Origin of the sequence: Vibrio plantisponsor, from assembly GCF_013041605.1 — a bacterium.
In the GTDB taxonomy this organism is placed as follows: Bacteria; Pseudomonadota; Gammaproteobacteria; order Enterobacterales; family Vibrionaceae; genus Vibrio; species Vibrio plantisponsor.
Genome location: NZ_JABEQC010000007.1, coordinates 166548 through 186921, shown reverse-complemented (window position 1 = coordinate 186921; position 20374 = coordinate 166548). Strand labels below are relative to the sequence as shown.

24 protein-coding genes are annotated in these 20374 nt (G+C 41.6%); 11 read left to right on the top strand and 13 right to left on the bottom strand.

Annotated elements, in window-relative coordinates; all coding sequences use genetic code 11:
- Positions 1-51: 51 nt before the first annotated feature.
- Positions 52-426, top strand: coding sequence for a DUF3319 domain-containing protein (locus HKI82_RS11845; RefSeq protein WP_102942544.1), 375 nt, complete (start codon positions 52-54; stop codon positions 424-426).
- A 1-nt stretch (position 427) separates the two neighbouring features.
- Positions 428-739, top strand: coding sequence for a stress response translation initiation inhibitor YciH (yciH, locus tag HKI82_RS11840; RefSeq protein ID WP_171138128.1), 312 nt, complete (start codon positions 428-430; stop codon positions 737-739).
- A 76-nt stretch (positions 740-815) separates the two neighbouring features.
- Here yciH and HKI82_RS11835 read toward each other — a convergent pair whose 3' ends face one another.
- Positions 816-1439: a DsbA family protein gene (locus tag HKI82_RS11835; protein ID WP_171138127.1), complete on the bottom strand. Its 624-nt coding sequence runs from the start codon at positions 1437-1439 to the stop codon at positions 816-818.
- Between the two features lie 113 nt (positions 1440-1552).
- Between HKI82_RS11835 and HKI82_RS11830 the strand changes: the two genes are divergently transcribed.
- Positions 1553-2446: a LysR family transcriptional regulator gene (locus tag HKI82_RS11830; protein WP_171138126.1), complete on the top strand. Its 894-nt coding sequence runs from the start codon at positions 1553-1555 to the stop codon at positions 2444-2446.
- A gap of 234 nt (positions 2447-2680) precedes the next feature.
- Here the strand turns inward: HKI82_RS11830 and HKI82_RS11825 are convergent, their stop codons facing one another.
- Complete coding sequence (locus HKI82_RS11825; RefSeq protein WP_171138125.1) at positions 2681-3037, bottom strand: DUF3693 domain-containing protein; 357 nt, start codon at positions 3035-3037, stop codon at positions 2681-2683.
- 188 nt (positions 3038-3225) lie between these two features.
- On the opposite strand from HKI82_RS11825, the gene HKI82_RS11820 reads away from it, so the two are divergent.
- The 8 genes from HKI82_RS11820 (at position 3226) to HKI82_RS11785 (ending at position 8916) form a co-directional block, all read left to right on the top strand.
- The gene (locus tag HKI82_RS11820) at positions 3226-3423 is read left to right on the top strand and encodes a hypothetical protein (RefSeq protein WP_112404878.1); all 198 of its coding nucleotides are present in this window, start codon (positions 3226-3228) and stop codon (positions 3421-3423) included.
- A complete protein-coding gene (locus HKI82_RS11815) occupies positions 3420-4703 on the top strand; it encodes a replication initiation factor domain-containing protein (RefSeq protein WP_171138124.1) in 1284 nt (427 codons plus the stop codon). Before HKI82_RS11820 ends, HKI82_RS11815 begins: the two co-directional genes overlap by 4 nt.
- Before the next feature lie 6 nt (positions 4704-4709).
- Positions 4710-5084 carry a DUF1293 family protein gene (locus HKI82_RS11810; protein ID WP_171138123.1) on the top strand — a complete coding sequence of 125 codons (375 nt, stop codon included), beginning with the start codon at positions 4710-4712 and terminating at the stop codon, positions 5082-5084.
- Between the two features lie 4 nt (positions 5085-5088).
- Positions 5089-5313, top strand: a complete 225-nt coding sequence (locus HKI82_RS11805; RefSeq protein WP_102966811.1) for a hypothetical protein — start codon at positions 5089-5091, stop codon at positions 5311-5313.
- Positions 5314-5340: 27 nt separating this feature from the next.
- Positions 5341-5559, top strand: a complete 219-nt coding sequence (locus tag HKI82_RS11800) for a hypothetical protein (RefSeq protein WP_171138122.1) — start codon at positions 5341-5343, stop codon at positions 5557-5559.
- A 133-nt stretch (positions 5560-5692) separates the two neighbouring features.
- Positions 5693-7180 carry a hypothetical protein gene (locus HKI82_RS11795; protein WP_171138121.1) on the top strand — a complete coding sequence of 496 codons (1488 nt, stop codon included), beginning with the start codon at positions 5693-5695 and terminating at the stop codon, positions 7178-7180.
- 13 nt (positions 7181-7193) lie between these two features.
- Positions 7194-7535, top strand: coding sequence for a DUF2523 family protein (locus tag HKI82_RS11790; RefSeq protein ID WP_171138120.1), 342 nt, complete (start codon positions 7194-7196; stop codon positions 7533-7535).
- A gap of 4 nt (positions 7536-7539) precedes the next feature.
- Positions 7540-8916: a zonular occludens toxin domain-containing protein gene (locus tag HKI82_RS11785; RefSeq protein WP_171138119.1), complete on the top strand. Its 1377-nt coding sequence runs from the start codon at positions 7540-7542 to the stop codon at positions 8914-8916.
- Positions 8917-9345: 429 nt separating this feature from the next.
- On the opposite strand, the gene HKI82_RS11780 is transcribed toward HKI82_RS11785, so the two are convergent.
- The 11 genes from HKI82_RS11780 to HKI82_RS11730 all read right to left on the bottom strand — a co-directional run bounded on the left by HKI82_RS11780 (position 9346) and on the right by HKI82_RS11730 (position 20333).
- Positions 9346-9738 carry a cell envelope integrity TolA family protein gene (locus HKI82_RS11780; protein ID WP_171138118.1) on the bottom strand — a complete coding sequence of 131 codons (393 nt, stop codon included), beginning with the start codon at positions 9736-9738 and terminating at the stop codon, positions 9346-9348.
- A gap of 135 nt (positions 9739-9873) precedes the next feature.
- Positions 9874-10887 (bottom strand): hypothetical protein, encoded by a 1014-nt coding sequence (locus HKI82_RS11775; RefSeq protein WP_206361884.1) that lies wholly within the window; start codon positions 10885-10887, stop codon positions 9874-9876.
- Between the two features lie 301 nt (positions 10888-11188).
- A complete protein-coding gene (locus HKI82_RS11770) occupies positions 11189-11557 on the bottom strand; it encodes a DUF3653 domain-containing protein (protein ID WP_171138117.1) in 369 nt (122 codons plus the stop codon).
- A 139-nt stretch (positions 11558-11696) separates the two neighbouring features.
- Positions 11697-11993: a single-stranded DNA-binding protein gene (locus HKI82_RS11765; protein ID WP_171138175.1), complete on the bottom strand. Its 297-nt coding sequence runs from the start codon at positions 11991-11993 to the stop codon at positions 11697-11699.
- 749 nt (positions 11994-12742) lie between these two features.
- A complete protein-coding gene (locus HKI82_RS11760; protein WP_112404773.1) occupies positions 12743-12898 on the bottom strand; it encodes a YoaH family protein in 156 nt (51 codons plus the stop codon).
- 42 nt (positions 12899-12940) lie between these two features.
- Complete coding sequence (locus tag HKI82_RS11755; protein ID WP_171138116.1) at positions 12941-14125, bottom strand: conjugal transfer protein TraF; 1185 nt, start codon at positions 14123-14125, stop codon at positions 12941-12943.
- 59 nt (positions 14126-14184) lie between these two features.
- A complete protein-coding gene (locus HKI82_RS11750; RefSeq protein WP_171138115.1) occupies positions 14185-15063 on the bottom strand; it encodes a DUF2861 family protein in 879 nt (292 codons plus the stop codon).
- A 3-nt stretch (positions 15064-15066) separates the two neighbouring features.
- A complete protein-coding gene (gene vxrB / locus HKI82_RS11745) occupies positions 15067-15726 on the bottom strand; it encodes a response regulator transcription factor VxrB (protein WP_102941435.1) in 660 nt (219 codons plus the stop codon).
- On the bottom strand, positions 15701-17155 hold the full coding sequence (gene vxrA, locus HKI82_RS11740) for a sensor histidine kinase VxrA (RefSeq protein WP_171138114.1): 1455 nt from the start codon (positions 17153-17155) through the stop codon (positions 15701-15703). The genes vxrB and vxrA overlap by 26 nt, the downstream gene beginning before the upstream one ends.
- Positions 17156-17397: 242 nt before the next feature.
- Positions 17398-18774, bottom strand: a complete 1377-nt coding sequence (pntB, locus tag HKI82_RS11735; RefSeq protein ID WP_171138113.1) for a Re/Si-specific NAD(P)(+) transhydrogenase subunit beta — start codon at positions 18772-18774, stop codon at positions 17398-17400.
- Between the two features lie 11 nt (positions 18775-18785).
- Positions 18786-20333: a Re/Si-specific NAD(P)(+) transhydrogenase subunit alpha gene (locus HKI82_RS11730; RefSeq protein ID WP_171138112.1), complete on the bottom strand. Its 1548-nt coding sequence runs from the start codon at positions 20331-20333 to the stop codon at positions 18786-18788.
- Positions 20334-20374: the final 41 nt, after the last annotated feature.

The window sequence follows — 20374 nt, the reverse complement described above, 5'->3', positions numbered from 1 at the left end:
TGCATATACAATTATTATTTAGTTAATACATTAATATGAGCAGATTAAAGTATGGCTAATGCAAGTTATCGAGGTTTCACACTTCAAACAGCTAAACAATCCACAGATATATGGCAGGTTCGAATCAAGAATCACGTATTGTCTGGTAATTTAGCCGCAGTTAAAAAAAGCATCGACTGGTGGTGTGATACAGCATCATTGATTGACCCTAGCGAATTTGAGTCTGTAGGCAAGGCAAGAGAAGTGCTGGGCTCAAAAGAAGAGAACTTCAATGGATTTACATTAAAGAACGATACTGGTGAAGCTAACGGCTGGTACTGCTTTTTTAATGGACGTTTAATTAAAGGCTCAAAATTAGCGTTACAAAAACATATCGAAGCACACTTATTAGCAAGACAACGAGCAGCAGCTCAACAGAGAAAGTAGTATGATTCTAGTATATTCGACCGAGACTGGTCGTATTAAACAGGAACCTGAAAAAGTTGAAAGACCTAAAGGCGATGGAATTGTTCGAATTCACCGTGAAACTAAAGGTCGGAAAGGTAAAGGTGTAAGCATTGTTAAGGGGCTGGATCTAGATGATGCACCTCTAAAATTATTAGCAGCAGAGCTTAAGAAAGTATGTGGATGTGGCGGTGCTGTCAAAGATGGTGAAATAGAAATTCAAGGTGATATGCGCGATAAAATCAAAGCACATCTCGAGAAAAAAGGTATGAAAGTAAAACTTGCCGGTAGTTAATTTTTTGCCTCTTTAAATCTAGTAAAGAAAACTTCATGGTTATAATTCTTTACTAGATTTCATCAAATCAGACTGCTTAGACTTTTTCCAATAAATTTTTCCATCCGCTTAAGTTCCCGTAATACTGCTCATGTGGCAACTTAACAAGAGAACCTTCATGCTCCGCAATTATGGTGGGATATCCCGACACAGCTAACGTCTGCATTAATGAGTGACTATGAACAATATTCTCTTCAAGTAACGTATTGCTCGAGTCTGAGTTCATCAATTCAAGCCACACAGACATATCAATATTGAACTGACTCAATATGTTTTGTAGTTCTTCTAGTTTATAAACTTCCAACCCTTGGACATAATGAGCGTGTTGAATCGCCTTTAATGCGTTAAAGCAACTTACACCAAGAGATTCTGCAACCAGAATAGCCTTAGTAGGTAAGTAAGAATCAACAATAAATTCTTCATTATCCCGTAAGCGCGCAATGTAGCTTTCACCAAACTCAACGCCAGTCAAAGCGGCAATTCTTGGATCTGCAGTCATTATGTGTTGTTTGAATTGTCTAGAAAGACTGCTTTTCTCAATCATTCCTCCAGGGTGATAAATCAATTTCATTGAAGGGTTTTCTTCTATTGCTTGAACTAAGGATGTAGCTCCATAACACCAGCCGCACATCGGGTCATAGAAATAGTGAATATTAGTCATGTTGTAACTCCGCTCAGATACGTTCATTAATATGCTAACTAATATATTAAATTGATAAGTTCAGAAAAATATCCAATTATATACATCAGTGTTTCATAAAACGTTCTAATCAAATGGATAGATTGAAAGCCGCAAGAGTGTTTATCGATGTCGCCCAGTCCGGAAGTTTCACTGTAACTGCCGACAGGCTGAGCATGTCTCGGCCTATGGTTACCCGTTATATAGAGTCGATGGAAGAGTGGTTGAATGTTAGGTTATTACATCGCACAACGAGAAAAGTAACTTTAACATCGGCTGGTGAAAACTGCTTAAAGCAGGTAGAAAGTTGGCTTCTTGCCGGCGAAGAACTCGCAGATATTAGTCACTCTGGTTCATCAGATTCTCTAAAAGGCAGAATAAAAGTATCAACCAGTATGTCTTTTGGGTTTTCTCAGTTAATTCCAGCGACAAAGCTATTTATGGACCATTATCCTGATGTAATAGTAGAAATTAATGTCGAAGACACAGTCACGGATCTGGTCGAGCAGCAGATAGACTTAGCGATAAGAATCTCTTCAAATCCAGATCCTTCGTTAGTTGGTAAACCAATTGCTGATTGCCATTCTGTTTTAGTCGCGTCGCCACAGTATATAGCTGAACATGCGAAGATAGTGAACCCCCGAGATTTACTGAATCACAAATGTCTTGGATATAAACACTTTGAACAACATGTATGGCATTTGAACTATGGTAAGCAGCATGAGTCCATTGAAATAAAGCCTTGCTTATCAGCAAATGAAGCAACTGTATTATTGCATGCTGCAAAGAGTGGAATGGGGGTTACACTACAACCCACGTATCTTGTGTCGTCAGAGATAGAGTCTGGTTCACTAGTCCGTGTTTTACCTGATTGGCAACCAAGCAAACTTAAGATTTATGCTCTGTATTCTTCTAGGAAATATCTGTCTCGAGCAGTACGAGCTTATATCGATTTTATATCTGAATACTTTTCAAAGCATCGATGGTAGCCCAAACAATCGATGATGCTAAAAGCCAGTAATGTTGCCTAAACCGGTGGACACTAATGAAATCTCATCAGTTATAGAAAGGTTCACAGCCTAATAACTACATTTTTAATCTCAGATGATAAATGTAGTTATTAGGTATTTTATGGTAAATGCCAATTATGTAAAACGTACAAGGAATAGAGCAGTTATTCGTTCAATTTAGGTATGTTGCTCGCATCTAGAAACCCTACATATTTAACATAACATACATAATACGTAGTCTCTAATGGGTTCTAATGTAGCGGCAATCGCACCGCAACTCATTGAAATCGTTGTTAATCCTCGTCCGTTAAACTTTTTTCCGATGCTGTGCCATAGGATTTGTTCTTCGTGCGTTTTTGCTTTATCAGCCGCTAAACCTATCAAAACACGTTCTTTGTCTTCGCCAATTTGCTCGGCAATAAAAAACGCAAGGTTTTCCTTGAGATACGCACGACCTTTGCGGATATCTGTCAACATTTGGACACTTATACCCAATTCGTGCGCAACCTGCTTATATTGCACAAACTTCATGTGCGATTTGTACGCATCAATGAGCTGATTTGTGTACATTAGCTGTCCCTCATAAATGGTTTTCTACCTTCATTGTAGCCGAACAGTCCGGTTTTTATCGTATTTACACTACGGGATTTCTCGTATTTACTATACGGAAATTATCGTATTAGACCACTTCGGGCGTTAGCCCTTGAAGCTTCGCTTGTTGTGGTCGCCTCAACTTCGACTGTTCAAGGTGGTTGATTATGCCAGCTGAAAAAATCTTTTATGACCTCATGCCAGACCATTCTGTATCTGTGTACATGTTTGGCGATTGGGATTTTTTCAGCTCGTATAACGGTTTGATCTCTTACCTCAATTCTAACGGTATCTATTACAAGTTAATCGACATCACGAACACCACGCTTGATGAACGTCTCGAAATTATGGGGATTCAACCATGAAACGCGCGTGTATGGATTGTGGAACTAACTACGAATCAGTGCTGACGTGTTGTTGTCCTGAGTGTGGCTCTGGTGTGATTAACCAGCTTTGTATGGACGATGTTGATGTGTTCAAGCGCAAATCGTACGTACACAAAACGCCAAAAAATTACCTGTTCCGTACCAAAAATAACCCTGTGGTGTCTGAGTTCGTCAGCCATACCGTTGAGGAATACACCTTCATTGAGGACTACGAACAGTCGCCAGTGACCATTGATTATCTCTGTTTTACGGTCAAGTTAGCCGATTTTCGTCACTGCAAAAAAGAGTCGCCTTATTCGGGTATCCATTTTCCGGTTGAACCTGTTTTCTCTACTCATAAGGCTCAATCGTTCAGTGATATCGAGGCTTACAACCATTATTTCCGCGAGGTGTATTCGGATTACCTGCTGGAATGCGTTCGACGCTTCATTCAATACGTGCTCGGGTTCAATTATGGTGCACCAAGGGGTTACGGCTTCCAGTTCTATCAAGATTCGTTCGTTTTAACCTCGGCCAATGGTGATGACTACTGCGGTCAAGTCGGTATCGGAGGCAACCGTGACACGGTGCATTTTCAAATCCCTGCGCATGGCTGCAAACACTTATTTGCACAGCGTTCTTGTCATTTCTTGCATCACTGGCTCGGTAATATTCTGTGCTGTAAACAACTGACTCGCATCGATTTGGCTTTTGACTGTTACGACGATTTACACACTTGTGAAGCGGCTGAACGTGCGGCCACTTTGGGTGCTTTTAAACGCTCTCGCGGCTTTGCGCCCATCATCAAAATTGTCGATGAATATCAAATCGTCGATGGTCGCAAGGTCTTTACCCGTGAAGAACGCAACATCGGCTCGCGTCAGTCCTTAGTGTACTGGCGCATTTACAACAAAAAACTTGAGCAGAACATCCAAGCGGACAACTTCTCTTGGTATCGCTCGGAAGTCGAATTGAAAAAATGGGATATCGATATTTTGCTTAATCCCGTTGGGGCTTTCGTTGGCTTGAATGCCTATGCCGCCTCGTTGATATCGGAAGATATCACTCCTGTGAAAACTCAATCAAAACGCATTAAGCGCGCTTCGTGTGACGTCTTAGCCTCGGCATTTTGGGCGAAGAGACAATACGGACGTTTAATAAACAGCTTGTTGGATTTGTATCAAGGCGATAGTCAAAAGGTCGTTTCAACGTTGGTCAAGGACGACGTTTATCTGCCCTATCCTTCAATGCATCAAAAACTTATCAACGCTTTGGAGTAATTAACTATGGCTAAGAACTCGGTCTTTGTATTAGGTGTGTCGATTTTCTGGAATGAATTTCGCGGTGAATTTGCTCAACTCAATATCTCGCGTCCGCTTCGTCCTCTCGATATTGCTAACGACAAAATCAAGATGAAACGTCGCACCATTGGCGAATCCGGTGAGGTGTCGAAATACGACACACCACTGACGATTGATCTTAATTACGCACTCGAACTCGAACGAACTGGCGCACTTGTTCCTCGTCGTGAGTATGAGGTCGAAATCAGTCTGAACATGGACGACCCATTGTCCGGTTCTATTGTCACCAAGCTGATTCCTGTTGACCCTGAAATCAAAAAACACTTTGAAGCGTCAATGAATCCAAAGGTCGGAGCGTAATTGTATGAGCCAGTGCGTAGCGCTTCTTAACGGTTACATTGTCACTTCTAACTCTAGTTGTGACTACGCACTGCTCTCTGCTACTGAGCTTGAAGAACTCCAAACGGGTTTGGATGGCAACTTGAATATTGACTCACAGTTGTACACCTCCGTGACAGGTTACTTGTTGTTGTCACTCGTGGGCGGTCACATCTTGGGTCGTATAGTGAAGGGTCTCGGTCGAGGCTGATTATTGTTAATTAATGGAGTAATCCTTATGAAATACATGAACATTCTTAAAAAACACTCTGCAAAAATCGGTGTAGCTGTATCAACGGTTGCGGCTTCTGGTATGGCTCACGCTGTTGATGTCAGTGAAGCGCTAGGTAATGCGGTTTCATCTGGTCAAAGCAACTACAGCATTGTTGTTGTCGGTCTCATCGGCTTGGCGGCTATCGGTTTCGGCCTTCGTGCCATTATCGGCGCTATGCGTTAAGACGATGTTCGAGGTTGTTTCTAACGTCACCACTATATTTCTCGCCTTGGCGAACGGTGGAGCGTTTATATACGGCTTTTACACTGGTATTAACGCCTCCTGATGGGGGCGTTTTTTGTTTAAAGGAATGACGATGCGTAGTGCGATTAACACCTTTTTAGTTCTCCTGTTCGTTCTTACTGTCTGTCTTTCTTCGGCTGTGTATGCGTACGATTGTCCGGTGGGTATAGAAAGTGGGCATCAAACTTGGAACGGTTCTATTTATGGTTCTGCGCCTTATCTCTGCCTTGGAACGGCTGGTAATTGCAAATACAAGGCAACGGTCAACTTATGCTTTGCGGAATCTGGCGAATGCGTTGGCGATTTTGTCTCTACGGGTGATGTCTGCACAGAATCAGAAGGTGAACAAGGTAATATGATGTGGCCAGGTGGAGATTTTATTGATGTTCCCGAACCTGAAGAACCCGAAAAGATGCAAACGGTTTGTTATAACAACTATTACAGCAACGAAACAGGCGCGTTAAAAGTGACCTGTGAGTACGACATGAAGATGCCTGCGTTGACCTCTAAAGTCAGTCAAACGAATGGAATCATTGAACGTCTATATTCCTCAACGAACACACATTTTTCTGCTCTTAGTGCTTCGTTGGATCAGCATGATTATTTTACGAAAGTATTTGCTGAATCAATGAATGAAAAACTGAGCCAACAAAATACCCTATTGCAAGAAAGCACAGACCAAATCATTGATGGTGTCTCCAGTCTCGAAACGTTGATTGAAAATGGTCACGTCACGGGCACTGAAACCAATCAAGTGCTTAAGTCTCTTAACGGTATGAGTAATTATTACTTTCCTGCAATCATGAACCAAATCGTTTCACAAGCCAGTAATGTGAATACTTCAGTTCAAGCAACGCTGGGAAGTTTGTCCCGACAAGTCAGCTCGGCTCAAGAAAACGTTTTGAACACAATGGCCTCCGAATACAGTCCGACCAATAAAGCAATCAAAGAAAACAATCTGGCAATAAATTCCCTCTCTGACCAATTAACCGCATTACAAAACGCCTTCGATAACATGGAGGGCGGCTCTGGTGACAATACGGAGGTGATGTCTGCAATTTCGTCTCTGTCCGGTGATGTCTCTGGACTGTCTGACGACATCGGCACCCTATCAGGAACGGTTGATGGTTTGTCCACTGCATTGGGTGACGGCTTCGAGGGTATGAATACCGAGCTACAAGGTATTGGTGATGGGATTGATTCAATCGTTGGCACATTGAACGGTGATGGTCTTTCGACTCGTGGCTCTGAGGGAAAAATCGATTTTAAGGGAACTGGCCTGTATGGCGAAGATACGCTGACCGAAATGAAAACGGAAATTGAAGCCTTACAAAAAGAATACTCAGAACAAATGAAAGCGATGCAAGGTCTGTTTTCTTTTGATTCGTCCGAACTGAACCGTGGCGAGTACGTTGAACACCGTTGGAAGTTTCACATTCGGGGTAATGAATATTCATTCGGCTCTGGTGTGTTCCCTGCTCTTTTGGGAAATTCCGGTCTAATCGCTGCCGTTCTTGTGTTCCTTGCGGTGCTGTTTGGCATTCGTTTCTTAGTGAAATAACACGGAGGTTTGTATGCAATTTCTGTTAGACATTTTGAATGCGCTTGGTGATGTGGGTCAGACCGTTGTCGAGTTCTTCGAGTTCATCCCAAGCTACTTCCAACAACTCATGGCCTACATTAACGTTTGGTACATCAAAGCCAAACTGACTTGGCTTATCTGGACGATGCAAGTCTATTACACCACCGCGCAATTGTTACTCAAGGAAATCGGGTTTAATTCGGTGGTTGCCAGTGCGTTTAACGCCTTACCTGATGAGTTGAGATATTACGCTTATGCGTTTGGTGTACCTCACGCGATTGGCGTTTACTTCAACTTTCTATCCACTGGCTTTGTGATGAAGATGCTGAGGTAATGACATGGCGATTACGATAAGAACGGGGGCGAACGGCTCTTACAAATCATCCTATGTATGTCATTTTGTGATACTCCCTGCCCTTAAAGCTGGCCGTGTGGTCGTGACCAACATTGAAGGGATGCAACCACTTGAGGAAATCGAGAAACGTCTGGATATCACCTTTCCTTCTACGGCTCGATTGATTCGGATATTCAGTCGAGACAAGAACGGCATTGACCTATGGCAACACTTTTTCTCGTGGTGTCCACTGGGCGCACTGATTGTGATTGATGAATGTCAGGACATCTTTTCAAAGAACATCGGCTTTCGTATGGAAAAGGTGTCCGGTCGCCCTCTTTCGGATTTTCTGCCGAACCTGCCCAAAGACTACGAAGCGTTCTTTCACTCTCGATACCTGCCCGTTGATATGACTCAACTCGATGCGTCGGAAGTGGACGACCGAGGGCAAGCGGAATACGACGCACAAGGACGGATTATCTACCCGTTTTCGTTCAATGAAGGATTCATGCGTCACCGCAAATACAACTGGGATATCGAGCTACTGTCGCCTGATTGGGGTCAGATTGATACCGCAATCCGCGCCTGTGCTGAACAATGCTTTTTTCACAAAGGCAATGACGGCATGTTCTGGGCGCGTCGTAAGCCGTACATATACAAACACCCTAAAAATACGGCAACGCCTGTTATCCCAAAAGGAAAAGATCCAAACGTTCTAAGTGTAAAAATCCCGCTTGAGGCGTTCTTGCTTTACAAGTCTACGGCGACAGGTACAGCGAAAGATTCCGGTGCGGTGAATGTGTTGTATAAGAACCCGAAGTTCTTAGCGACGTTTGTTATTGGTATAGGGTGCATGGGGTACTTTGTTTATGGTTTATCCGGTCTGGTTTTTGGTGCTTCTTCGGAGGATGCGCAACCGTCCTCGTCTGTCAATGAGTCTCAAGTTTCTGGCTCGTCCACTGGGGTGGCTAAAGGCGGTGCTCAAAGTGGTGGCAATGTATCTATTGGTGGGAATAGCGGTACGTCTAACACTCGTGCCGGTGATTCAGTTTCTCTTGCATCAAACAGGCTTGAACTGATTCGCCAGATGCTTGGATTGTATGAGATTCAGAACCTCTACTATACGGGGCATGTGACGCAAAACGGTGACAAAGGTTTTCGTTTTATGGTGACGTTGGAGGCCAACACGCCTGAAGGAACGTACAGGTTTGATGATACGTTCTTAAGGGCGAACAACATTACTTATGTTCATTTCGATGATTGCCTGTTGCGGCTGACTAAGGAGGCCGTTCAGTTGAATGTCTTTTGTAAGCCCAAAGAGAAAGACATACCACAAAACACCACCGAACAAGCAGACATCAAACTGGGGTCTATCTTCTAATCTTGGTATGTCATTTCAAATGACATACCTGACAACTATCCCCCCTTGGGGGGATGCAGTGAGCAAGCCTGCGAACGGTGACACCAAGCCACTCGGCAAAGTCCAACATTTCCACGACACTTAACTGGCGCGGTTAGTATTCTGCGTTGGTTCGGTCAGAAAAAAACACCTTCCCCCTGCCAAGCCTGAATAAGAGCTTCAACAAGCGCAAGAGCCTAAAGCATTTTCTCGATGTCTTACCAGCGTTAAACCTCTTGAGTGTCGAAAGAGGTTTTCATCTTTCTTTAATGGGTTTTGTTTTGGGGTTTTGGCGACGGGACGCACAACGACGAGGACTGAGGAGGCGGAGGAACGGAGCAAACCCCCGAGTATGTACTACGGGGGTACTTTCCACATAACTATAAGGTTACAGCGTATTAAAAGTTTTAGTTACGGGGATATATATAATCTAAACTTTCTTAGTTTATTTGATTCTGTAATATTGTTGGGAAGCGAAAAAGAACCAATATCCCAAACAGTGTTAAAGACCTTTCTGCACAGTATGTTTTGATTACTTAACGTCACCTTTTCTACGCTACCATTTGAGAATAGCGATACTTCAGCGCGACAGTCTAAACCTTTGTAGTCTGTTAAGTCCCCAACTCGTTCACTTACCAAACTCACGAATTCAGAGCCATATTTAGCTGTAACTGTTTGTTCCTCGGAATCATTTGGACCGTTAAAAAGCTCGCTTAATGCAGCCTTTTGCTCCTCCTTACTGGAAGCGAATGAGCAAGTTGCTACCAGATAAAGTGTAAGAACAATTTTATTTATAGTTTGCACTAAAATACCCCAAGAACTTTAACGGTCGATTCGTACCTATAATGTCGAGCGTTATGTACGAATGTACTAAATGTTCGACTTAGTTATCACATCTATGACAGAGAAGCTAAACTGCCGTATCTGAAATAAAAAATGTTAGTTTGTGTTTATAACAAACTTTATAAAATCATATGCTGCACTAGAAGCAACACCCATACAGAAGCCGCCTGCAATACCCATTAATGACCATCGAATCGATCTTTTATTTCTATCTTTAAAAGACTTAATAAGCTTGTTGTCACCCTTATTAATCTTGAGGTACGACAGTGCTAAGTAGCTATCGATAGCATGCTCAAGTTTTCTAAAACATAACTCAGCTAATGAGCTAATAACGACGAATACTGAGCCATATAGCACAATAAATTTGATTAGTTCATCACTCCCTAAGCTGCCCGTATCAATTGATTGCGAAACAAACAAGCCTAATAGAGAAATTATAATAAGATGACCAAATCTTGAAATCAGGTGCGAAACACTCTTCAGTTTAGATATGAATTTTATCTCTTTGGATTCATCGCAACCTTTTATCCATTCATCGAACATAGCAATGAAGTGACGAGCCTTAACATAGTCACTATATTCAACCATAATTCTGGCGGTAGTCGTCACCATACTCGACACAATTGCTGCGGATATAAAAGAAGGTGCTTCCTGTTCTATTTGATATAGTTCACCAACCCTAGATTTAACATTTGCAACAACTTTATAGTTTTCAACTTCTCTAGATTTAGAGTCTTGTATTGAAAATTTGTATATCAGACCTAGCTCAGTTGTTGGATTTGGGCTGGTTACGTTATGATTTTTAAAGTCTTCAAATGTTTTAAACCTCTCAGCTTCACCTTCATGATGACTAACCATCATCTGCATAATGATTGATCCTCTATGAGGGTTTGCTGATTGAATCGTTTGAATAATTTTTTCGTGAAGTTCTTCAATATCACTAAACTCAACAAGAATGTTATTTTTATATGATTTTGATATTTCTTCACTCTTTTGGTTTACTTTTTGGTGAATTTTAAAATACAAATCCAATTGCGCATCATCAAATGTTGAAACGTTCGTATTTCCAGAATGGCTCTCAACGACTTCTATTATTTCACTCACTTCCAACTAACTCCGATTCTTCTTATTAAAATTTGATAGAAGTGGACAGTATCTTTTTACATTGATTATTACTCAACTGATTTTTCTTAAAAGAATCAGCAACTAAGTATTTATCATGCAATTTCATTTAAAATTAGATCAAAAGCACAAAATTCAGAGTGAATTGTTTAGTACATCGCTTTTACTTATGTATAAGCAGAAGTTGCACAATTTTGTGAGCCAGTCAGAGCTCTTGCTTTCGTTCGAACACTAGCTGGCTAAACTACTTTGATACTATATGTCTCGTATTTTTGAAGTTGTTTAATTATTAAATGATTTTCGAAAGCATGCGGGCGTACTTAATTAACTTAGCAGTAGTCTTGATTTCTAGTTCTGAGCCTATCTCAAGTACACTAATTGCAGTAAGTAATCTTTGTGGAGTGACGAATTGACCATTTGGTAACACAAGATAATCTCCCCTCATCATAAACCCTTGCCAATCAGGTTTAAAATGTAGATCTCTACCCTTAACCATTCGCATTAATCTTTTGCATTCAGGGGGGATGTCATTCTTTCCACTATCCCATAATTTGACCTGTCTCACAGTTTTGAAACACAGCTTAGCTGTGTCCTCAACTGTTAAACCGCATACCATTTCTCTGAAGAATAGATTTTTGTGCATTTTGTTGTACTTCATGATTTTCCACCTTGTAAAAGGTGGAAATGTAAACCAGAATTACGTTATCAATTTAATCCTAAATTACTGATTACTAACGTAAAACGTTTACCATAAGACGACATAATGCGTAGTCATTAATGAATTGTTTTAGAGCGTTCTATGCCATTGTTTTCTTTAAACCAATGTCGATTGGCTTGTCTTCTAGTGGTTCGATTATCATACCAAAGCGTTTTAACTCTAAGCCACCAAAGTTGTTTACCACATAACTTGAACTGTGCGGCGTGTATGTTCCAGCTGCGCACGGCTCTTGGTCTTTCTCAAGTGTCAGCTTCATTTCTATTGGGAACTTACCGCCTAGATGTGCGTACGCGATTTGTTCGTAGATCGTGCGACCTGGTTTGTCGTCTTTACTTGGGATGCTACGTGTTTCTACTCGAACGTTTTCTTGGAAGATTTATTCATCAGTCTTGTTTATATGAGTTATGACTCCAACGTCCACAAATTTTGCACATCTATGGCGCAATCACTAGAGCGGAGTTCTCTTATGGGTTTAGTTAGTGCATTTAGATTTTAGCCAAGATCTCTGTGGTAAGGTTTGTCACCATTTCTATATTCATTAACTTTATCTAGACGGAAGATATTTTAGCAAAAGTGGCAACCTGTGTGTTCAGGCTAAGTAATAACCATCTTTGACTCTCTATATAAAAAACAAGTGACATTGTCACTCAAAAAATGTATTCCCTAAGAGCTAGTGAATTACTCTAAGCTCGCGATGTCACCATAAGCCTAATATCCTCCTATCTGCTTACTCGCTCTATCTAGACACAATTCAACGTATCCCAATTTTCAAATTAACTTTTTAGCTCTATATAAGGCTTGAGAGATAAGTAAGTAATCACACTGTAACCAAGCAGAATAATACACTAGCGCAAAACCCCAACTGAAAGTTATTTGTAATTAAATTACAAAACGCAATATGGACACAGGGGTAATAGTGAATAATTCTGCCATATCTACATGATAAATAATGGTTATCTTATATTTTCCATGAATTATTGAGTGTTCAGTGTGTTTTTGAGTTGTTAAAGATAACGGTAATTGGAGGGCTGCAATACCTAGCGCAGTAATTGATAGAATCGTGTGGGTGATTGTTTGAAGAGAAATTGGAGGCAATAAAAAAGGCACTTACGTGCCCTCTCAGTTTCAGTTTTGTTGCTCTTGCTGCTTAGCTTTTCGAATTTCGTCGGCAACTACTTTAATTGCCTGTGCTGTGCTCATGCCTTCAGACATTAAGCTCTGTATCTTCTCGACGGCTTTTTGCTGTTCTGCATGCGTTAAAGGTGGAAAATCATCAAACATAAAAAAGGCTCCTAATATAGGAGCCCTACTATAGTGAGTTGATCAGTAACTCGCAAGGAAGTTAATGTATGCTCCCATAGCGTTTTCATTGGTGTAGCTCGCCGCTAAATCTAGCTGGAACAAGTTTAACGGTGAAATACCAACACCAGCAGTTATTGTCCCCTCGCTATTGTCGTAAGCAAGATTCTTGTAATAACCAGCTCTAAGCTTTAGTTGTCGAAGGATATCTATTTCACCACCAACCCGAATCATCTGCGTGTTGTCATTAAAATCTACATAGCGTTCTTTTTCATTGAGATCGTAATCAACACTCAGCGTAAAGTAATCAGCAACGATACCTGCACCCACTGTATATTGAGGGCGCATTTCGTATTGATAGCTAATGGAAGGGTTACCTGACACTGCAGATGGTATGGTCAGTGTTTGTACGTCACGACTAACCATGTCACTTGCAGCTATACCTACTCGAAATGGTCCATAAAACCAAAGTGCTCCGGCATCAAGGTTAAACATAGTTTCACCATTGCCGTTGTCTGCAACATCTGCCAAATCGTAATTTGACATGCTTGCTTCATAAACATAGGTGTAGATACGTTGTAACTTTGGAGTTACGCCAAACGCTATATGTTGGCCAAGAAAGGTTTGGTATTTGGCTAATGAGATCCCTACTTCTGTAACTGCTACTGATACTGCGTTTACAGTACTGCGTTGCGCTCGGTCAACTGTACACTGCTCAGTTGTAAGTGACGGGTCACAAGAACTCGCGCTCGCTATTTTCGGGTTAGAGAATGTTTCTGAGTATGCTTTACCGTATAAGTTGGCAGCTATGAATTGGTTTGGAATAGCAAATGCAACCACACCACCTAGCTCGGCATTAAGAATGCTGCCGTTGATATGATCTAAAGTTGTTCCTAGCTTATCGACATTACTGTAGTCACCGCTATTTGCTTTATCAATAAGATCAGAAATGGTGTCTAAATCATCGACCATTCCATCTTGGTCATTGTAAGAAAAACCAATACTAGGGAGGATCATACCAACATCGTCATTACGGCGATAAATAGCAACTAATGCAGGGTTATAAAATGGGCCAGTAAGAAAGTTTCCGGATACGACACCAACACCACCCATTGCGTCACCGCGAGCTTCGATTGCATAGTTAGCTGCAAACGCCGTAGGAGCGCTTAGCATAATAGAAAGTGTGAGAAGTTTAATTTTATTATTCATGACGATATAAAGCGTTAGTTCCTTTTCGTTTATAACGGCATATTGTGGACTAACTTTAGTTATTCCTCTACGGAAATATCATATGTCTTACTGATAACCTGAGATTGCTCAATAGAAATCGGCCCCTGCCAACGAAGGTGTGTCATTGATACTGCTAGAATGTATCTATCGGGCGCAAGATCTGTTGTTTCTAGAGTTGTCGGATAGTCGGACTCGTACTCTTTTGACCACACTTCTTTATATTTTCCATCAATGTAGTCATAGACATTAATGTCTAGCTTAGGCAATGGACAAAAACGATTAAGTAAAGCGTTCTTATCTACGGTCCATTGATCTTTGGAAGCCCAACGAACGGTCTGTTTTGCTCTGCTCTCTGTAAATATAACCCAAGTACTCCATGACTCGTTTTCTGACGTTGAAATGTCCAAACGATATAAGCCCATATCTGGCTTATTGTTTAAGTTATAACGCTTGATAAATGACGTCGAGCCTTGGGTGACGTTGTCACGGTTAATCTTACTGAACGTTGTATCACTAGACAACGGCTTATCCACCCATTGTGTGAGTTCAATGGATTTGAGTTCTTTAGGACTTTTTGTGTCAACCAATACTTGGTAGGCATCTCTACCCGGGCTTCTTATATCGAGTCGTCTAATATTGATTGAAGAGATCCAGCTAGGTAAAGGGTTGGCATCTAGCCCTTTGCCGCAATCTACCGTTAAGGCTTGAAGCAATAAATCATTAAGGTGATTTTTGATGTTTTTGTTATGTTCGAGTTGCCACACTTCTACAAGTGAAACGAACATATTTTCGAGGTCGTTATTCAGAAGACGCTGATGAGCCTGTGTCAGCGGTGAATTGCTTTCAAACCACTCTACACTATTTGCAGTTAATGGCACGCAACATAGCGTGCCAACGATAAATGCTATTTTTCGCATTGATTACGCTTTCATCTTATACCCTACGCCGCGTAATGTTTCGATCTCAAGACCTGGCAATTTTTGGCGTAGCTGAAGAACGTGCGTATCTACTGTTCGCGTGGTTGGGAAATGGTTGTAACCCCAAACGTGATCTAACAGTTCATCACGCGTAAATACACGACCTAAGTTACTCGCTAAGAATAGAAGTAAATCAAATTCAGTACGTGTAAGCGTTACAGATTCGCCTTTATAAAACACGTCACGAGTTGCTTTGTCTATTGTTAATTCTGGTAACACTACTTTAGTGTCATCTTGACCATCTGATTCAGGAGAACGTAGCTGAGCGCGAATACGTGCGAATAATTCTGCTTCAGCAAAAGGTTTAGTCAGATAATCATTAGCACCTGCATCTAGGCCAGCTACTTTATCTTTTACTGTTACTAACGCAGTTAATAAGATGACTGGTACATCTTTTAACTTTTTCCAATCTGGCAAATGTTGAACAGAATCACCATCAGGAAGTTGACGATCTAGAATCACTAAGTCCGCTTTTTCCCAATGCTGCTTAACATCTGCGATTGTTTCTGCATGTAAACAGTCATATCCTGCTTGCTCTAAGCTCACTAAAAGACCATCAGCTAGGTTTTTGTCATCTTCAACAAGAAGCAACGTCTGTTTCACAGGGTATCTCCAATATAAAAGTAGTTGGTGGGCCAATAAGGGTCATTCTGCCGCCCATTCTATCGACCATCGATTCTACTATAGTTAAGCCAAGTCCTAAGCCACTCTTACTTACAAATGGCTTACGTAGGTGACGCCAATCCTTGTTTGTTAGTGTCCCTTGATCTGTGACTTTAATCGTCACTGAGTCAGATTTTGTTATTACTTCTAACGTCACTGGTGCAACACCGTACTTCACGGCATTGCGTATTAAATTGTCTATGCATGTGCCTAGCCAATATACATTCAATTTTGCTGCAATATCAGCATTAATAACGAGTTCAATATCATTGTTAAACTCTTCTTCCACTTTATACTGCAACCATTCTTGCACAGATGGCACCCAATCCGTTGCTAGCGGCTTATTATCTGATTGCAAGTAATCTTTGCTTGCTTCTGCTAACTGTCTTAAACGTCGAGAGTCTTCACACAACCGACGAAACTCATCGTATAAGGAATCAGGTAAGCGTTCAAACTCTCGTCTAAAACCTTCAACAGTAAGAGACAGACTCGCTATCGGCGTTCTTAGTTCATGCGTCAATATCTGTAGTACCAACATACGACTTTTCATTTCTTGTCGTTTACTGTTCCAACGATAAATAGACCAGCCGATCACCAAAAAAATGTTGGCAATAACAAGTCCGATCATACTCTTACGTAAAAGATCGGAATGATCTTCAACATTCCAGCAAATATTTCCTCGTTGAACAAAACAAGTATTGTCGAGAGAAGCAATACTGTATGTTAATCCCGCCTGAGTTGAGTTCGCATCCCACGTATCTTTATCGAAAATGTAATACTCGTCGCCTTTTCTAAGCCAAAGCTCATCCCCTTCTGCGAACATCATCGCTCCAGAGATCAATGCGGTTATGGACTCTTCATCCATCGCTTGTAGACGACCTAATAAAGTATTAGGTTCCGCTTTTGCTCGTTCCTGAATATGCATATATTGCTCTAGCTCATTGAGCTTTTCAGGATACTTTTTTACATAACGTTCAGCATATGTGCCGCCTCCCGGGTGAATCAGTCCACTACGAGCAAACCAACGTGAAGACAACTGAGTGCCCTTACATGTGGCTCTGGTAAAAACGAGTGGTTCTGTTACCAACGGATTTAGCGGAAGGTTCCCAGCACAGTTCAATGCAAGCTTATACAACATTTGAATATCTTTTATTGGATATTGCGCTGTTTGAGGGAGCATGCTTTCAGGAGTAAGTAAACGAGTTGGGTAGTCGGTTTGTATTCCTCTGATATCGTAAAAATCGACGGCGGAATCATAATCAAATAGCGACACAAACAGATCAATACGCTCAGGGAGCGAATCTGCAAATGTAGTAGCCGAAAAAGTCGTCACAATTAGGGCAAATGTTAATTTAATCGCTTTTATCAATTTGATTATTCGTTAAATCATAAGTTTAAAAAACTATAACGTATTATGCTCAAAATTAACATCCAGCATGTTATATCGATGTCAATAATACTTATTTACGGTTTTATTGATTGCAATATGTGAAATGTCAGATTTTGCTGAACTGTACTTTTGTACCTCGTTAGTTTGAGAGTGCGTCATACTCCAAGCAAAAAAAAGAGCAACATAAGTTGCTCTTTGTCGTTTCAATAACGGTCAGCCCATTAGATGTGGCTCAAAATATCATTACAGCTTTGTTTTGCATCGCCGAACAACATTTGCGTATTATCTTTAAAGAACAATGGGTTCTGAACACCAGCATAGCCGGTATTCATTGAACGTTTAAACACGATAACGTTTTGAGCCTTCCAAACTTCAAGCACAGGCATTCCTGCGATTGGGCTGTTCGGATCTTCAAGAGCAGCTGGGTTAACAGTATCGTTTGCACCGATAACTAACACTGTATCTGTGTCAGAGAAGTCATCGTTGATCTCATCCATTTCAAGAACGATATCGTAAGGTACTTTAGCTTCAGCCAACAATACGTTCATGTGACCAGGTAGACGACCCGCAACTGGGTGAATACCAAAACGCACAGTGACACCTAATGCTCTTAGTTTCTCAGTAATCTCATAAACAGGGTATTGAGCTTGCGCTACCGCCATACCGTATCCAGGAGTGATGATGACAGACTTAGAGTTTTTAAGCATATCAGCAACATCTTCCGCATTTGTTTCGCGGTGTTCACCTTGCTCTTCGTCTTCACTGATTACGACTTCTTGACCAAAGCCACCCGCGATAACACTGATGAATGAGCGGTTCATCGCTTTACACATAATGTATGAAAGGATTGCACCCGAAGAACCTACCAATGCGCCCGTAACAATCAATAGATCGTTTGCTAACATGAAACCAGCTGCCGCCGCTGCCCAGCCAGAATATGAGTTCAGCATAGAAACGACTACTGGCATGTCAGCGCCACCGATAGATGCAACCAAGTGGTAACCAAAAGCGAAAGCAATTAGTGTCATCACAATCATTGCAAACATGCTGCCGTCAACGTTAATGAAATGAATCATTAGCAGTGTTGAGACAACAATTGCAGCTAAGTTCAGCTTATGTTTGTGTGGCAAGTTTAACGGAGAAGATTTAATGATCCCGCGAAGCTTACCAAACGCGACGATAGAACCGGTAAATGTTACGGCACCAATGAACACACCGACGAAAACTTCAACCATATGGATGACGTGTTCAGCATGAGTCGCCACTTCTGGAGCATCTAAAAAGCTGTTGTAGCCAACCAACACGGCCGCCATACCAACGAAGCTATGAAGAATTGCCACTAGCTCTGGCATCTCTGTCATTTCAACTTTCTTAGCGAAATGGATACCGATACCACCACCAATCACCATTGCGATGATGACCCAAGTAAATCCTTCAGCATTAGGGCTAAAAATAGTCGCAATCAGTGCGATCGCCATACCCGTAATACCGTAGTAGTTACCTGCTCTAGCCGATTGTTGTTTCGACAATCCGGCTAAACTCATAATGAAGAATAAAGCAGCAACAATATAAGCTGCTTGTACCAATCCTGCAGACATTGCTTACTCCTTTAGTCTTTACGGAACATTTCAAGCATACGTTTGGTAACGGTAAAGCCACCAAATATGTTTATGCTTGCTATAAGAACAGCGATAAATGCCAAGAAGCTTACAAAGCCATTACCTTGTCCGATTTGTAGCAATGCACCCACAACGATAATGCCTGAAATTGCGTTGGTTACTGACATTAGCGGCGTGTGTAGAGAGTGAGTTACGTTCCACACGACGTAGTAGCCCACAACACATGCAAGTACAAATACAGTGAAGTGACCTAAGAACGCAGCAGGAGCAACACTAGCAACCCATGCAAACGCACCAACACCAACGGCCAAGCCAATAATTTTCTTCGCTGGAGAGGTTGGTTCTTCTACTTTCGCTGCTTTAGGATCAACTTTCTGTGCTTTAGCTTGTGGCTGCGCTGAAACCTGAATTGGTGGCGCTGGCCAAGTGATCTCACCTTCTTTCACCACAGTAACGCCACGCAGTACCACATCTTCGAAATCGATGTTGATATTGCCGTCTTTCTCTTTACATAGTAGTTTTAGTAGATTCACTAAGTTGGTTGCGTAAAGTTGCGAAGATTGAGTTGGTAGTCTGCCAACCATATCGGTATAACCGATGACTTTTACTCCATTCGGAGTTGTAATCACTTGGTCTTTCACTGTGTATTCACAGTTACCGCCATTCGCTGCTGCTAAATCGACAATAACGCTACCCGCTTTCATTGAGTCAACCATCTCTTTGGTGACTAATTTAGGCGCTGGTCGTCCTGGAATAAGCGCAGTAGTGATAATGATATCTACATCTTTAGCTTGCTCTGCATAAAGTTCTGCTGCTTTTTTATTAAACTCGTCAGACATCTCTTTAGCATAGCCGTCACCTGAGCCTGAATTTTCTTGGTAATCAACTTCCAAGAATTCTGCACCCATTGACTGAACTTGCTCTTTTACTTCAGGGCGTACGTCAAATGCTCGAACAATCGCACCTAGACTACCAGCGGCACCGATAGCAGCTAAGCCTGCAACGCCTGCGCCAGCAACAAAGACTTTAGCTGGTGGTACTTTACCTGCAGCAGTAATTTGTCCAGTGAAGAAGCGACCAAACTCATGCGCCGCTTCAACAACAGCACGATAACCCGCAATGTTAGCCATTGAAGACAAAGCATCTAATGACTGAGCACGAGAGATACGAGGTACAGAGTCCATTGCCAGCACGTTAATGCTTTTTGTGGATAGTTTTTCCATTAACTCTGGATTCTGCGCTGGCCAGATAAAGCTAACTAATGTTGCGCCTTCTTTAATAAGCGCAATTTCATCAGATTCATCATTAGATAGCGGTGCATTAACTTTCAGAATGAGATCCGAGTTCCACACTTCATCTTTTGAAACGATTTTGGCTCCAGCCTGTTCGTAAGATGCGTTATCGAAACTGGCTAGATCACCGGCATGAGATTCAACTGAAACCTCAAATCCTAGTTTAATAAGCTGCTGAACCGATGAAGGAGAAGCAGCGACCCGCGTTTCGCCCGCGAGTATTTCTTTTGGTACACCAATCTGCATAGCGATTCCTTGACTATTGGCACTGTGAATAATCTTTTTTA

Bases quoted from the DNA above. Each gene is read 5' to 3' on its own strand.
- HKI82_RS11845 (WP_102942544.1), top strand. From the start codon at position 52: ATGGCTAATGCAAGTTATCGAGGTTTCACACTTCAAACAGCTAAACAA.
- yciH (WP_171138128.1), top strand. From the start codon at position 428: ATGATTCTAGTATATTCGACCGAGACTGGTCGTATTAAACAGGAACCT.
- HKI82_RS11835 (WP_171138127.1), bottom strand. From the start codon at position 1,439: ATGACTAATATTCACTATTTCTATGACCCGATGTGCGGCTGGTGTTAT.
- HKI82_RS11830 (WP_171138126.1), top strand. From the start codon at position 1,553: ATGGATAGATTGAAAGCCGCAAGAGTGTTTATCGATGTCGCCCAGTCC.
- HKI82_RS11825 (WP_171138125.1), bottom strand. From the start codon at position 3,037: ATGTACACAAATCAGCTCATTGATGCGTACAAATCGCACATGAAGTTT.
- HKI82_RS11820 (WP_112404878.1), top strand. From the start codon at position 3,226: ATGCCAGCTGAAAAAATCTTTTATGACCTCATGCCAGACCATTCTGTA.
- HKI82_RS11815 (WP_171138124.1), top strand. From the start codon at position 3,420: ATGAAACGCGCGTGTATGGATTGTGGAACTAACTACGAATCAGTGCTG.
- HKI82_RS11810 (WP_171138123.1), top strand. From the start codon at position 4,710: ATGGCTAAGAACTCGGTCTTTGTATTAGGTGTGTCGATTTTCTGGAAT.
- HKI82_RS11805 (WP_102966811.1), top strand. From the start codon at position 5,089: ATGAGCCAGTGCGTAGCGCTTCTTAACGGTTACATTGTCACTTCTAAC.
- HKI82_RS11800 (WP_171138122.1), top strand. From the start codon at position 5,341: ATGAAATACATGAACATTCTTAAAAAACACTCTGCAAAAATCGGTGTA.
- HKI82_RS11795 (WP_171138121.1), top strand. From the start codon at position 5,693: ATGCGTAGTGCGATTAACACCTTTTTAGTTCTCCTGTTCGTTCTTACT.
- HKI82_RS11790 (WP_171138120.1), top strand. From the start codon at position 7,194: ATGCAATTTCTGTTAGACATTTTGAATGCGCTTGGTGATGTGGGTCAG.
- HKI82_RS11785 (WP_171138119.1), top strand. From the start codon at position 7,540: ATGGCGATTACGATAAGAACGGGGGCGAACGGCTCTTACAAATCATCC.
- HKI82_RS11770 (WP_171138117.1), bottom strand. From the start codon at position 11,557: ATGAAGTACAACAAAATGCACAAAAATCTATTCTTCAGAGAAATGGTA.
- HKI82_RS11760 (WP_112404773.1), bottom strand. From the start codon at position 12,898: ATGTTTGATGATTTTCCACCTTTAACGCATGCAGAACAGCAAAAAGCC.
- HKI82_RS11755 (WP_171138116.1), bottom strand. From the start codon at position 14,125: ATGAATAATAAAATTAAACTTCTCACACTTTCTATTATGCTAAGCGCT.
- HKI82_RS11750 (WP_171138115.1), bottom strand. From the start codon at position 15,063: ATGCGAAAAATAGCATTTATCGTTGGCACGCTATGTTGCGTGCCATTA.
- pntB (WP_171138113.1), bottom strand. From the start codon at position 18,774: ATGTCTGCAGGATTGGTACAAGCAGCTTATATTGTTGCTGCTTTATTC.
- HKI82_RS11730 (WP_171138112.1), bottom strand. From the start codon at position 20,333: ATGCAGATTGGTGTACCAAAAGAAATACTCGCGGGCGAAACGCGGGTC.